Genomic DNA, 14,149 nt, shown 5'->3' on the forward strand with positions numbered 1-14,149 from the left:
GACATTCACTACCGTACTCTTGTAAACGTTTTACTCCTCATTATAATTTAAATCCTTATCAAAGCTTTCTTTAAGTTTCGAGAGTGCAAAGATCGCAATTCCGCTTAGCAAGACTAGCGTCACAATAGCAGCTGTAATAATTCCCCATTGATTGACTAAGAAGCCGTATAGAATAGTCGATGGAATTAAAGCACCACGTACAAAGTTGGGTGCTGTAGTTGCCACAGTTGCACGTAGATTTGTTCCAAATTGCTCAGCCGCTATGGTCACAAAAGTTGCCCAATACCCTACGCCTAGCCCCATTAGAAATGCAAGCCACATAAATTTATTTTCTGTAATACCCTCACTCGTCAAATACCAAATGGAAGTCAGGATAATCATAATTTGGCAAATAAAGACGACTTTTTTACGTGATTTGAGCCATTGCGCGAGCAACCCAGCCATAAAATCCCCAACAGAAATACCCAAGTAGGTAAACAAAACACCTTTTCCTGCGCTTAGCAAAACTGGTGCTCCCAATGCTTTCCCAATTTCAGGAGATTGCGTCACCAAAACGCCTACTACAAACCAAATAGGCAATCCAATACACAAACAATAGATATAGCGTACAATACGCTCTTTGCTAGCAAATAATAGTTTTAAACTTCCTTTTTTAACATGTTCTTGTGTAGCCGCTTTTGTATATAATCCAGATTCAAACGTGCCCACACGCATCAACAATAAAAGTAAACCCATTCCACCGCCGACAAAATAAGCCGTACGCCAATCAAACCATTCGGACACGAAATACGCCAAGATAGCCCCCAACACACCAACGCCAGCCACGATCATCGTCCCGTAGCCACGTTTATTTTTCGGCATACTTTCACTGACCAAAGTAATTCCTGCACCAAGTTCACCTGCCAAACCAATCCCTGCAATAAAACGTATAATCGCATAGGTATTGACATCTTGCACAAAACCATTGTAAATATTGGCTAAAGAATACATCAATATCGAGCCGAACAGCACTTTAATGCGTCCATATTTATCTGCTATAACACCCCAAATCAAACCACCCAACAACAAGCCTCCCATCTGCATATTCAAGACAAATTCGCCTTTGCTGCGCATGAGTTCTTCTGGCACACCGATGTCTTGAAAAGATTTTATTCGCACAATAGAAAATATAATGAGGTCGTAAATATCGACGAAGTAGCCAAGTGCGGCTACGGTAACCAACAAAGCGACGTTGCTTTTTCCTTCCATGATTAGGTTAATTAGAACCGAAAGATAGCACACATAATTATTTTAAACAACATATTGCGGATATTTGACGATTGTCTTTGCAAATAATCGTAATTTTGGCGCATGAAATTATCGCCAACAAGTCTTAAGTGGGTTTTGCGTACATATCCTCCATTTGTCTTTCAGCGCATTTGGGTGAAGAAAATATACGACAATTTTAGAGGTGCAGAGGTTAAGATTTACAAAAGCTTTTTGAATATCAATTCCAACAAAACAGTTTTTGGAGGAACGATTTTCTCTGCATTAGATCCTATGCATTCCATTTTATTGGATCAATTATTCAAACAAAAAGGGTTAAAAAAAACGGTAGCTTGGTTGAAATCTGCAAAAATAGATTATTTAAAACCTGGAACTACGGATTTAACTTACCGCATTCAATTGGATGAGGATGAGATCAATGAAGCTTTTGAAACAATTAAAAAAAACGGCAAGGTAATCAAAACTTTTACAACAGAAGTTTTTGACATGAAAGGTGTAAAATGTGCGGTTTGCCAAAATGAAATTTATATCCGAGATTTGACATTTGACTTTAGCAAACTAAAGCATTTACACAGAGAAAAAATTAAAACAGCATAAACTGTACACGTATGAAAAAAATTATTCTAGCAGCATTTGTTGGCTTTGCATTATTAAGCAGTTGTCAACAACAATCCACAAAAGATGCCACGCAACATCAGCAATTCGCAGATGAAGCAATCAAAATTCATGATGAGATCATGCCACAGATTTCAAGTTTTGATCGTGCGACATTAAAAATTGATTCTATTTTAGAAAATCTAGCTAGTCTAGCACAAAAGGATAAAAGCTTGGATACGGCAGTAGTGAAATCAGATTTAGAAGCCTTGAAAACAAATCTTGAAGATGCTACGGATAATATGATGACTTGGATGAGAGATTACGCGCCAGACAGCACGGATGTTGCTTATCAAAAAGCAGAAATCGAAAAAGTCAAAATCATGAAGAAACAATTTGAAGATGTTTCTTTAGAAAGCAATACAAAATTGGGTAAATTTTAATACGATATGATAAGAAATGTTTTAGCTTTAGCTGCCGCTTCCCTTGTTTTTTTAGCTTGTGAATCCAATACAAAAAAATTACCCATCATTGGCGATCGTGATACTGTAGAGAAAGTTGTTGATGGAAAAACGGTGATTGACACTATTTATCCAACGATTCCAAGTTTTGAATTTTTGAATCAAGATAGCGTTCTGATAAGTGACAAAAACTTCGACAACAAGATTTATGTAGCTAACTTTTTCTTTACCCACTGCCCAAGTATTTGCCCTACTATGCAACGCAATTTGCTGAAAGCATACACAAAATACAAAGGAAATGAAGGCGTTTCTTTCTTGTCACATAGTATAGATTTCAAACATGACCATCCACATGTGTTGAAATCCTACGCAACTAAATTGGGGGTTGACAACGATCAATGGCAATTTGTTAACGGCTCTAAAGCTGACATTTATGGTATTTCAGATAAATATTTAGTTTTCACAAAAGAAGACGAAAATGTAGCTGGTGGTTATGATCATTCGGGTTATTTGGTTTTGATTGATCACAATAAACACATTCGCGGCGTCTATGATGGGACAATCGAAGAAGAGACGGAAAAACTATTAAAAGATATGGATATCTTATTAGCAGAATATAAATAGAATGAAAATTATTTATACTCTGCTTATTTTTGGCTTGATGATAATTGGATTTACGCAATTATCATCTTGTCATAATAACAACTTAAATATTCAGACAGCGCAGTATGCTGTCAATGGACAGAAGCTTTACCGCGCACATTGCCAAAATTGTCACGGTGCTAAGGGTGAAGGTCTTGGCAAATTATACCCACCATTGACCGACCAAAAGTATCTTAACGACAACAGAAATAAACTTGCTAACATTATCAAGCACGGTTTATCTGGAGAAATAGTAGTGAATGGTGAGAAATACAACCAAGCTATGCCAGCAAATCCTACACTTACCGATTTAGATATTGCCTATATTCTTACTTACGTCACGACGCATTTTGGAGATTCTGACTCCACCTTTACCCAAGAAGAAGTTGCTCTGGGATTGAAAGATTATAAATAATCACATCGTTTATTTATTCATTTGGTATATTTATAATCTAATAAGAATATCAAATGATTAATGTAATTCCTGAAAACGATCAAAAAAGAAAGTGGTTTGCTATACTTACATCCACTCTCTTAGCTGGATTGATTACAATTTGGGGTATTTATGGAATTGGAGAGTATGGAATTGCGCTCTTTATATTAACACCTTTGTATATAGGAATTTCCACAACTATATTATACGGCATTAAAAAAGGCATTTCAAAGAAAAATTCTGCACAATATAGTTTTATTAGTCTCACATTTTTACTTTTTGGTTTATTTCTTTTTGCTATCGAAGGTCTAATTTGTATCCTAATGGTATTGCCTTTAGCAATAATTTTAACATGGCTTGGCAGCTACATAGGCTACTTATTTGTCGATAATGGTAAAACAAAAAGCTCTCTCTTACTACTTGTCAGTATATGCCTTATTCCTACGACGGCTTTTATAGAACACAAAAACTTCCCAGATCTCACTTCTGTTGTATCCTATATTGACATAAACGCAACACCAGAAGAAGTCTGGAAAAATGTTATCGAATTTCCAGAATTAACGAAACCAAATGAATTGATATTCAAATCAGGAATTTCATATCCTATAAATGCTAAAATAATTGGAGACGGTGTAGGTGCTATTCGATATTGCAATTTTACCACAGGAAGTTTTGTCGAACCAATAACAGTATGGAACGAATTCGAGCTTCTCAAGTTTAATGTGTTAGATCAACCTGCACCTATGAAAGAATTGAGCTTTTGGGACATCGATGCACCACACCTACATGATTATTTTATATCTAAAGAAGGGCAATTTAAACTTACTAAATTGAATAATGGTAAAACTAGATTAGAAGGAACTACATGGTATTATCATAATATAAAGCCAGCTGTATATTGGAAACTATGGAGTAATTACATTATTCACAAAATACACATGCGGGTTTTAAATCATATTAAAACAAATTCTGAGGGTGTCATTTTATACTAATTTAGTTACGGTATAAAAAAAGAAAGGTTTTCAAACGGGGAGAATGAAAACCTTTACTAACCAATTATAAACCTAAATTATGATAGCACAAATATAAGTGTAATCTATACACTATGCAAGTGTTTTCGTTGTTTTAACAATTATTTAACATGGGAGCTTAAATAGGTCTTTTAATATAACAAGAATTTGACATTCGGGCGTATTTACAATTCTTACATTTGTAACCGAATGAACGTTCAATTTACAGACAAAATAGACAGTATCTTTAAGAGCACTTTGCATCTTATAAAAGATAATGGCTTTCACGGCACACCCATGAGCCAGATTGCCAAACACGCCGATGTTGCCATTGGTACCATTTACCATTATTTTCCATCCAAAGATGAACTAATACTCGCGCTATTTGAATATTGCAGAAAAGAACTGTATGCATACATATTCAAACATGTTAATCAAGACATGACTTACAAAGAGCAGTTCTATTCGGTATTTAGAAGCTTTAGCATGTTTCATATTCATCAACGTGAATATTCATGTTTTTTCGAACAGTTTTACAATTCCCCTTACAACGCTATGTTGCGTGCAAAAGAATCCGAAGATGGTCCATATGCACAGAATACTTTTATGGATTTTTTAAGACGTGGAATTGAGGAAAACTTCATCAAACCGTTGGACGAGAAAATAATCTGCGCAGCATATATTGGCGCAGCGATAACCTACGCAAAAACTATTGTATATGGTAAAACAGAACATAATGAACAACAATTGACAGATTTGATTGACATCATCTGGACTGGAATAAAAAACAATTAGTTACTATGAAATATAGATTTAAATATCTTCTTCCCCTTTTATTATGTGCTCTTTCGGGCTCGGCGCTAGCGCAGTCGACCACAGAATTAGGAAATAACGCGACACTTGATGATTTGATTGATTACGCTTTGCGAAACAAAATCGAACTCAAACAAGCGCAATTGGATAAAGAAATAGGCGAAAAAGAAATCGCTTCTGCCCTTTCCGGTTGGTTGCCACAAATTAATGCCACGGGTAGTTATGCCCATACCATTCAGATACCGACAGTAAATATTGGTGGAAATGACGTTAAAATGGGACAAAAAAATAATAGTGCCTTGACATTTCAAGCCGAACAATCTATAATTAGCCCTCAACTTTTTCAAGCTTCCAGAGCTTCTAAATTTGTACGCGAAAGAAATGACTTGAATGTAGAAAGCACTAAAATAAATACGATCGTGGATGTGAGTAAAGCCTATTACGACATCTTGACGAGCGAGGAACAGATTAAAATTATCAGTGAAAATATTGCACGCTTAGAGCGTCAATTGACAGAAGCTACTTCGCGCTATGAAGTAGGTTTGGTGGATAAAACCGATTTCAAAAGAGCGCAAATTTCATTAAACAATGCTAAAGCAAGTTTAAAATCTGCCATAGAGAATCGTAAGTTCAAATATGATTTCCTTAAATCTATTTTAAATATTCCTACCCAAGAAAATGTGTCTTTGTCTTTTGCTAACCAAAGCATGGAAAGTTATATTTTATTGGATACAGCAGAACTATTACAAGTTGCGAATCGAGTAGAATTTAAGCAAATCCAAAATTTGCAGGAAATTCAAAAACTGAATACGCAATACCAAAAGTGGAATTTCTTACCACGATTGAATGTATATGCGAATTACGGTTTGAATTATCGAAATAATGATTTTTCAAATTTGTATAATGACAATATCCCTTCTTCGAATGTAGGTTTGAGTTTGTCTGTACCAATATTTCAAGGTGGTAAGCGTATTCACGAAATACGTAAATCCGAATTGCAAGAAGCGCGTTTAGAATTGGATTTACAGAATTTAGAAAATCAAATCAGTGCGCAATATTCCGCAGCGATGGCTTCTTACCGTGCCAATATGAACGAATGGCGTAACGCAAAAGGTAATATGGAACTTTCGGAAGAAGTCTACAATACCATCAAATTGCAATACGACGCAGGCGTCAAAACTTACTTGGAGTTGATGACGGCTGAAACAGACTTAAAAACGTCACAATTAAACTACTTGAATGCCTTATACGCTGTATTAGTTAGCAAACTAGATATTCAAAAAGCATTGGGAACTGTAAATACAACAAATTAAAACAACCTACTTAGACTATATACACAATGAATAAAACGCAATTATTTTCGGCTTTAGTAATAAGTTCAGGATTGTTAGCACAATCTTGTAATTCAAATGACAACAAACAACAAGCTGCTCAAGCGCTGCAAGCAGATGTGGCTACACCTGTAAGTACCGTTGTGGTGAGTAAAGAAATTGTAACAGGTATAAAGGGCTATCCAGCAAGCGTAGTTGCATTGCAAGAAACAGAAATTCGCGCAGAAGTAACGGGATATATTACAAATATTTATGTAGCAGATGGTGCTTTTGTAAACAAAGGCCAACGTCTATATGAAATCGATCGTACACGCTACCAAGCAGCAGTAGATCAGGCTAAAGCGAATTTGGCTATTGCAAAAGCAAATTTAGAACGCGTTCAAAAAGATTTACAACGTTACCAAACCTTAGCGGAGAAAGATGCGATTGCTAAACAAACTCTAGATTATGCATTCACGGATGTGAACAACCAAAAAGCACAAGTGCAGGCAGCAGAAGCGGCTTTGACGATGGCAAAAACGAACTTACAACGTTCGGTGATTACAGCACCATTCTCGGGTAGTGTTGGTATTTCACAAGTAAGAAACGGTGCTTTGGTAAGCGCGGGTTCTACGCTATTAAATACGATTTCTTCGACAAATCCTATTGCGGTAGAATTTCAAATCAATGAAAGAGATATTGCGGAATTCACCAAATTACAAGCAAACGCTTCAGGTTCTGAAATCTATGCGAGCTTACCTGATGGATCACGTTATGCCGAACCAGGTCGCATTTCTACAATTGACCGTGCGGTAGATAGCCAAACAGGTACATTGAAAGTACGTGCATCTTTTGCAAATAATGCGAATACGCTTCGCGCAGGAATGAATACTACCTTGAATGTAGCGAGCACTTCTGCTCAAGAGGAAATTGTGATTCCTTACAAAGCCGTATTTGAACAATTGGGTGTATTCAACGTGTATACAGTTAATGATAGCAGTAAGGTAGAATTGAGACAAGTGAGCCTGGGTAATAAAATCGAGGACAAAGTAGTGATTACTTCTGGTCTTGAGGCAGGTCAAAAAATAGTCTTGGATGGTGCTGCTGCATTACGTCCAGGGACGAAAGTATCCGAAGCTCCAGTTACAAACAAACAATAATATTTGCCAAAACTTTAAATAAAGAAGAATGATTTCAGAAGTATTTATAAAAAGGCCAGTAACCGCGATGGTTATCTCCATATTGATTACAATCATTGGAGCCATCTGTATTACGACCTTACCTATCAGTCAATATCCATCCATTGCACCGCCTACAGTAACTGTGACGGCAAACTATACGGGTGCTGATGCGCAAACCGTGGAGCAGACTGTTACGACACCTATCGAAAGTCAAATCAATGGTACACCGGGCATGATCTACATGTCTTCAAATAGTATGTCTAATGGGCAATCACAGATTACCGTGACTTTTGAGGTAGGAACAGATATTGATATTGCGACGCTGGATGTACAAAACCGTGTCGGTATCGCAGAACCTTCACTTCCTGAAGCCGTACGTCGACTTGGTGTGACTACACGTAAAGCCAATTCCGATATCCTAATGTTGGTTTCATTGGTTTCTCCAAACGGAACGCGTGACGATAAATTTTTAGCCAATTACGCGAGTTTATATGTCAAAGATGCCTTAATGCGTGTAAACGGAGTAGGTGATGTGACAGCATTCGGTCAGCCATTCTCTATGCGTGTTTGGTTGGATGCTAATAAATTGGCAAATCTTAACATGACTCCTGCTGATGTTTCTGCTGCGATTGCGGAGCAAAATATCCGTATTCCTGGTGGATCTGTAGGTGGTCGCCCTCAGGAATCATCTACTGTATTTGAATATCCGGTTATTACGGATTCAGATTTATCCGAAGTTGAAGATTTCGAGAATATTGTTGTCAAAACCAATGTTGATGGCTCTTTAGTTCTTTTACAAGATGTAGCGCGTGTTGAGCTTGGACAATTTAACTACGGAACAACGACCAAAGTTAATGGTTTACGTTCAACGGGTATGATGATTAATCAAACGCCTGGAGGTAATGCCGTACAGACAGCTGAAGGTATTTACCAAACATTGGATAAACTAAAAGAATCATTTCCTGAAGATGTCGATTATGTTATCGGGTACGAAACGGTTTCTGTGGTAAATGCGTCTATTGAATCCGTTATACATACCTTAATCGAAGCCCTATTATTGGTTACAATTGTTGTTTTCTTCTTTTTACAGAGCTGGAGAGCAACATTGATTCCTGTATTGGCTATACCTGTATCCATAGTGGGTACATTTATTTTCTTTACCATTTTTGGATTTTCCATCAACAACTTGACAATGCTGGCTTTCGTTTTGGCAATTGGTATTGTAGTGGATGATGCAATTGTTGTAGTAGAAGCAGTTCAACATTATATCGACCATTACAAAATGTCTGCTAAAGAAGCAACACGTAGGGCGATGAAAGATATTACAGCACCTGTAATTGCCATTGCCTTGATATTAGCAGCAGTATTTGTTCCCGTTGGATTTATCCCTGGAATGGTCGGTCAATTGTATCAACAGTTTGCAATTACTATTGCAGTATCTGTAATGTTATCGGCATTTATTGCATTGACACTGACACCAGCATTATGTTCTATAATGTTAAAACCAACAGCTGTAACTAAAGAATCAAGAGGACTGAATAAATTCTTCTATAAATTCAACTTGTGGTTTGAAAAAGTAACATACAGATATTCGAAGGGTGTTCAAAAAGCGATCAAAGCCGCTCCTCTTATGTTAATTCTGTTGCTTTGTATCTTCATCGGTACAGGCTGGATGTTCCAAACAAAACCTACAGGATTTATTCCAACAGAAGATGGCGGTATGTTCTTCGCAGGTGTGACCTTACCAGAAGGTTCTTCATCTACTCGTACAGAAGCTTTATTGGAAGAATTGCAAATCGAATTACGCAAAGATTTCCCTGAAATCAAATACGTAACATCCATTTCGGGTATCAATATTTTGAATAGATCATTCAAATCAAATGGTGGTTCATTGTTCGTTTCCTTGCAACCTTGGAGTGAGCGTACGCGAACAGCTAGCGAAATAACTGGTGCCATCATGGCTAAATATGCTACTTTTTCCAAAGCTCGTATACTTGCAGTGACTCCTCCTGCAATACCAGGGCTGGGTTCTACAGGTGGTTTCTCGATGCAAATTCAAGATTTACAAACTGTAGATATCAAACAGTTCGAAGCCCAAGTAGCTCAATTCTTAGCCGCGGCAAATCAACGTCCTGAGATTGGCATGGCTTACACCTTATTTAACTCGAATTCGCCAAACTACAAATTGGAAGTTAATCGTGAGCAAGCTAAACGTATGGGGGTTCCGATTGCGAATATTTATTCGACTATATCATCTTATTTAGGAAGTAGCTATGTAAATGACTTCACGAAATACGGACGTAATTTCCGTGTGGTAACACAAGCAGATACCGAATACCGTATGAATATTGAGGATATTAATAAATTGTATGTCAAAAATGTACAAGGTAATCCTGTCCCTATGGGCACATTGGTAAGCTATGAACTTACGACCATGCCTTCCATCATCAACCACTACAATATCTTTAGAAGTATTGATTTATCTGGTAGTGCGGCTCCAGGTTACAGTTCAGGTGATGTAATCAAGGCATTGGAAGAGGTAGCCGTAGAAACCCTTTCGGCAGGCTATGATTACCAATTCTCAGGGTTATCCTTGCAAGAAAAACAATCAGGTTCGAAAACTATACAAATTTTCGCCTTGTGTATTTTATTCGTGTTCTTGCTATTAGCTGCACTATATGAAAGTTGGTCAGTACCATTCTCTATACTCCTTTCTGTACCTCTAGGTATATTTGGAGCGATTCTGACATTGATGTTTATTCCATCATTAGATAATAATATTTTCGCTCAGATAGGTCTTGTTACGATTATAGGTCTTGCAGCGAAGAATGCCATTTTGATTGTTGAGTTTGCCAAAGAACGCGTGGATATAGGTATGCCTTTGTTGGATGCTACTATAGATGCAGTGAAATTACGTTTGCGACCAATCATAATGACTTCTCTTGCATTTATCTTAGGTATCATTCCATTGATGTTGTCTACTGGTGCAGGAGCTGCCTCACGCCAGACTATTGGTTGGACCGTATTTGGTGGTATGACGGCAGCTACGTTCTTAGCCATTTTCATTGTACCTGTATTATTCGTTGTGATTACACGAGTGGCATATGGAAAGAAAAAGTTAGCAGAATTGGAAGCTTCATTTGATGAAGAAAAGAAAAATCAATTAAGTGCACATTAGGAATATTTTAAAACTATCGAAAAGCCAGCTTAAAAAAGCTGGCTTTTCTGTTGGTAGTTAGATTGAATTAAAATTTTCAAACTCATTATCAAGTAGTTTAAATTCAATACAACTTTTTTCTTTGGCAATGTAAGGGTAAACACTATATTTGCACTGTCGAAACAACAAAAACAGCTTGCCCAGCTGGCGGAATTGGTAGACGCGTTGGTCTCAAACACCAATATCTTCGGATGTGCCGGTTCGACTCCGGCGCTGGGTACTTAGCCTTCTTAAATAAGAAGGCTCTTTTATTTTACAAACAAATTGTTAAATAAAATCTCAAAAAAAAATCGCTAAGATTAAAAATGAATCTTTACCTTCACGCCATCATTAACTAATATAAAATTAAATGAATATTAAGTACTCAAAATCGATTTCATTATTTGCAGCATCTGCTTTGTTGTTCGCAAGTTGTGCAAGTACAACATTAATAAATACTACTCCTGCTGGAGCGAAGGTTTACCTAGACGGTGAAGCTGTCGGTACTACACCTTATTCCCACAAAGACACCAAAATCGTTGGCACTACGACTACTATAAAATTAGAGAAAGAAGGCTTTGAACCATTTACTACTACATTTTCACGAAGTGAGCAAGCCGATGTAGGCGCTATAGTTGGTGGAGTATTTTTCTTATTTCCATTTTTATGGACAATGAAGTATAAGCCATCACGTACATATGAATTGATTCCATTGAAGGAAAATGTGCAAACAAAAGAAAATAAATAAAATGATATAAAATATAAGCGTTGTGATTAAGAACTTTACACTTTACACAATGCTTATTCTATATATTTTTTTGCAATTAAAATAGAATAAATATATATTTGCAACGTCGAAAAAGAAACAGCTTGCCCAGCTGGCGGAATTGGTAGACGCGTTGGTCTCAAACACCAATATCTTCGGATGTGCCGGTTCGACTCCGGCGCTGGGTACATTAAAAACCTGATGCATTAACTGCATCAGGTTTTTCGATTAAAAGGCGAATCTATGGGATAATCCGCCTTTCACACTAAACCAACCATTTGATCATAGGTAGAAAAAATTTAACTAAGCACTTTATATTTAAATTAAATTGGGTTCAGGATTATAATCAGGCATCTGTGAAAGCACTTCCCAAGCAGGATTACGTATGCATCTTATATTTTGAAGTGGAGATGATAATAAATTTATACCTACCAAATCTAGATTTATAAGATGTCGAGAATTTATTCCTGTTGCAATAGGTGAAGACAATAATACAGACCTCGTAGTTCCGAAATACCCCCATGCACCTGCCCCCAACAAAGATAGTAGATTCACGCCTTACTCGTCAGTCCATAGTCCAGTTGCCAATCCATAGCTATTTCCTAAATTTAAGTTCACCCATCCATCACCAAGTACATTTAAGCTTATTAAATCATATCCATTATAATAAAACCTTAAAATATTTGAAGATGAGGGATATATTGGATTTATTCCAGATGCGGTATTATACTGGATAAAGTTAGGGCCATATGTTGCATTAAGCTTCTGTTGTCCCCCTAATCCAAACAAAAGATTGCATAATACTGTAGGAAGAAGACCATTAATTACAACCCCTGATGAATTCTTTGTTAATTCATTAATGGATGATTTGGATGGTGTCATCCAGCGATGGGCAGGATGCACTAACGCACAAGGATCACGCTGATTATCGATTATTGTGCTACCCCATTTTCCTGGAATGTGCCCTTTAAATGAAAAATAACTTCTAAAATCATTCGTCTGCTTATTTTGATGATAAAATCTATATGGATTTCTGCCACTCTCATTTCTATATAAATTCTCTCGAGCCCAAGACACTCCTCCAAAAATTAATGGAGATTCTATAAGATCAATTTTTGCGGTATAACGCTTACCACCTTCGATACCTAAATTTCTGAGAAAAGTAAAATCAGTTGATGGAAAACTTCGTATTGAATTGTTATCGTCCAGTACAATATCAAATTTACTCAATGAAAAGTAAATACTATTCCATACTTCAGGAACTGCAGTAAAGAAAGATGTTCTTTTTCTATCATTAAATCCTTCATCGACATTCTCAAAACCAGATAACGGAACAATTTGCTCTGGAAGGGAAACAAAAGAACCAACAACCTCGTCATGCAAAATATTGAAATTTCCAGTTTTTAAAACATTAGAGGGAAATCGTAAAGTTAAATCTCTAATTTCGTCTGTGAATAACCCACGATCATCAAATCCTACAGTTAATTGAGCAGTTCTTCTTTGAAAAATGACATCAATAATAAACAACGCCTGATCTAACGTAAATTCACCATTTGTATAGATAAAATCTTTATTATACCCCATAAAGACAACCGGATTGTCGACATCAGCAATCGGAGCAATTGCTTACGTAGCGTTATAAGAGTAGGCATACCACTTGTATTTTTCTCCAATCTCTACATTAATCAATGCTGCATTTTCTTCCCCAACGACCAAATCAGTTTGATCATAAAATGTTAAATGATTTTGTTCGTCTACATGATATAGCATAAATCGATATCTTATCCCATCATCAAGTTTACTTGTTCCGGGAATAGGTATTTCAGAACTAAAAGAATTCTTACTTTGCGTATGTCCACTTTTATAAAATGATAACGCCGATTCAAAACCATCATGTACTGTGTAATTATTTTCAACCTTCAAACCATCAATTTTATTTGTGGATGCATATATCACATCTAAAAGCACCAACCACACCCTTCAAAAATATCCTTAACGTTCCCTTATCCTTTTCTTCAAACAACTTTGTAGTTGGCTTTTTACACCCAATAGTAATACTAAAAGTTATAAACAATAATAAAAAGATATTAATCAAACTTTTCATAACACAAGATTATAAATCCACTCCGCTATAAACGTTACCGCCATCTTCCCAATTTTCTACCAGTACATCCGAATTATCTCCAACACCCCCTGAGTTAACAGAACCTACACATAATGAGTCTTCTGTAATAATAAACAACACCCTCCCCAGTGGTTTTTTGTATTCTCTTTTACGTTTCATGGTAAATATTACTTTATATCAAAACAACAAGAAATAAAATAAATAATCATTATAATTATATATTTAACTTTTGACTAAAATGAGTATAAAGATTTAAAATATTTTATTATCTATCCTCAGAAGCGTCCCAAATAAGGTAAAAAATGGCGGTAATTTATATAGCAGGGATTGCTATATTTAATTTGCAAAAATT

General features: G+C 36.3%; 15 protein-coding genes and 2 tRNA genes. 12 read left to right on the forward strand and 5 right to left on the reverse strand.

The features are described 5' to 3' along the window. Positions 1-30 precede the first annotated feature (30 nt). Positions 31-1,248: an MFS transporter gene (locus GOQ16_RS15075; protein ID WP_160070046.1), complete on the reverse strand. Its 1,218-nt coding sequence runs from the start codon at positions 1,246-1,248 to the stop codon at positions 31-33. Between the two features lie 102 nt (positions 1,249-1,350). Here GOQ16_RS15075 and GOQ16_RS15080 point away from each other — a divergent pair, with 102 nt between their 5' ends. From GOQ16_RS15080 to GOQ16_RS15135, 12 genes are all read left to right on the forward strand, one after another. Then, positions 1,351-1,863, forward strand: a complete 513-nt coding sequence (locus tag GOQ16_RS15080) for a YiiD C-terminal domain-containing protein (RefSeq protein ID WP_160070047.1) — start codon at positions 1,351-1,353, stop codon at positions 1,861-1,863. 11 nt (positions 1,864-1,874) lie between these two features. Continuing rightward, a complete protein-coding gene (locus GOQ16_RS15085) occupies positions 1,875-2,303 on the forward strand; it encodes a transposase (protein ID WP_160070048.1) in 429 nt (142 codons plus the stop codon). Positions 2,304-2,309: 6 nt separating this feature from the next. Next, positions 2,310-2,945: an SCO family protein gene (locus GOQ16_RS15090; protein ID WP_160070049.1), complete on the forward strand. Its 636-nt coding sequence runs from the start codon at positions 2,310-2,312 to the stop codon at positions 2,943-2,945. Between the two features lies 1 nt (position 2,946). Next, positions 2,947-3,378: a c-type cytochrome gene (locus tag GOQ16_RS15095; RefSeq protein ID WP_240141062.1), complete on the forward strand. Its 432-nt coding sequence runs from the start codon at positions 2,947-2,949 to the stop codon at positions 3,376-3,378. Positions 3,379-3,431: 53 nt separating this feature from the next. Further along, complete coding sequence (locus GOQ16_RS15100) at positions 3,432-4,388, forward strand: SRPBCC family protein (RefSeq protein ID WP_160070050.1); 957 nt, start codon at positions 3,432-3,434, stop codon at positions 4,386-4,388. A 228-nt stretch (positions 4,389-4,616) separates the two neighbouring features. Then, positions 4,617-5,201 carry a TetR/AcrR family transcriptional regulator gene (locus tag GOQ16_RS15105; RefSeq protein WP_160070051.1) on the forward strand — a complete coding sequence of 195 codons (585 nt, stop codon included), beginning with the start codon at positions 4,617-4,619 and terminating at the stop codon, positions 5,199-5,201. Positions 5,202-5,206: 5 nt separating this feature from the next. Beyond that, positions 5,207-6,532, forward strand: coding sequence for a TolC family protein (locus tag GOQ16_RS15110; RefSeq protein ID WP_160070052.1), 1,326 nt, complete (start codon positions 5,207-5,209; stop codon positions 6,530-6,532). Positions 6,533-6,558: 26 nt separating this feature from the next. After that, complete coding sequence (locus GOQ16_RS15115; RefSeq protein WP_160070053.1) at positions 6,559-7,689, forward strand: efflux RND transporter periplasmic adaptor subunit; 1,131 nt, start codon at positions 6,559-6,561, stop codon at positions 7,687-7,689. A gap of 28 nt (positions 7,690-7,717) precedes the next feature. Beyond that, the gene (locus GOQ16_RS15120; RefSeq protein WP_160070054.1) at positions 7,718-10,888 is read left to right on the forward strand and encodes an efflux RND transporter permease subunit; all 3,171 of its coding nucleotides are present in this window, start codon (positions 7,718-7,720) and stop codon (positions 10,886-10,888) included. Positions 10,889-11,065: 177 nt separating this feature from the next. Continuing rightward, positions 11,066-11,147 (forward strand) — tRNA-Leu (locus GOQ16_RS15125). Positions 11,148-11,276: 129 nt separating this feature from the next. Further along, a complete protein-coding gene (locus GOQ16_RS15130; protein WP_160070055.1) occupies positions 11,277-11,654 on the forward strand; it encodes a PEGA domain-containing protein in 378 nt (125 codons plus the stop codon). 124 nt (positions 11,655-11,778) lie between these two features. Then, positions 11,779-11,860: transfer RNA gene (locus GOQ16_RS15135), tRNA-Leu, on the forward strand. Positions 11,861-11,990: 130 nt separating this feature from the next. On the opposite strand, the gene GOQ16_RS15140 is transcribed toward GOQ16_RS15135, so the two are convergent. From GOQ16_RS15140 to GOQ16_RS15155, 4 genes are all read right to left on the reverse strand, one after another. Further along, complete coding sequence (locus GOQ16_RS15140) at positions 11,991-12,227, reverse strand: hypothetical protein (protein WP_160070056.1); 237 nt, start codon at positions 12,225-12,227, stop codon at positions 11,991-11,993. A 3-nt stretch (positions 12,228-12,230) separates the two neighbouring features. Next, the gene (locus tag GOQ16_RS15145; RefSeq protein WP_160070057.1) at positions 12,231-13,256 is read right to left on the reverse strand and encodes a hypothetical protein; all 1,026 of its coding nucleotides are present in this window, start codon (positions 13,254-13,256) and stop codon (positions 12,231-12,233) included. Between the two features lie 42 nt (positions 13,257-13,298). Then, positions 13,299-13,649, reverse strand: coding sequence for a hypothetical protein (locus GOQ16_RS15150; RefSeq protein WP_160070058.1), 351 nt, complete (start codon positions 13,647-13,649; stop codon positions 13,299-13,301). Between the two features lie 136 nt (positions 13,650-13,785). Next, positions 13,786-13,956, reverse strand: coding sequence for a hypothetical protein (locus GOQ16_RS15155; RefSeq protein WP_160070059.1), 171 nt, complete (start codon positions 13,954-13,956; stop codon positions 13,786-13,788). Positions 13,957-14,149: the final 193 nt, after the last annotated feature.

It is taken from the genome of Sphingobacterium bovisgrunnientis (assembly GCF_009829085.1).
Classification (GTDB): Bacteria; Bacteroidota; Bacteroidia; order Sphingobacteriales; family Sphingobacteriaceae; genus Sphingobacterium; species Sphingobacterium bovisgrunnientis.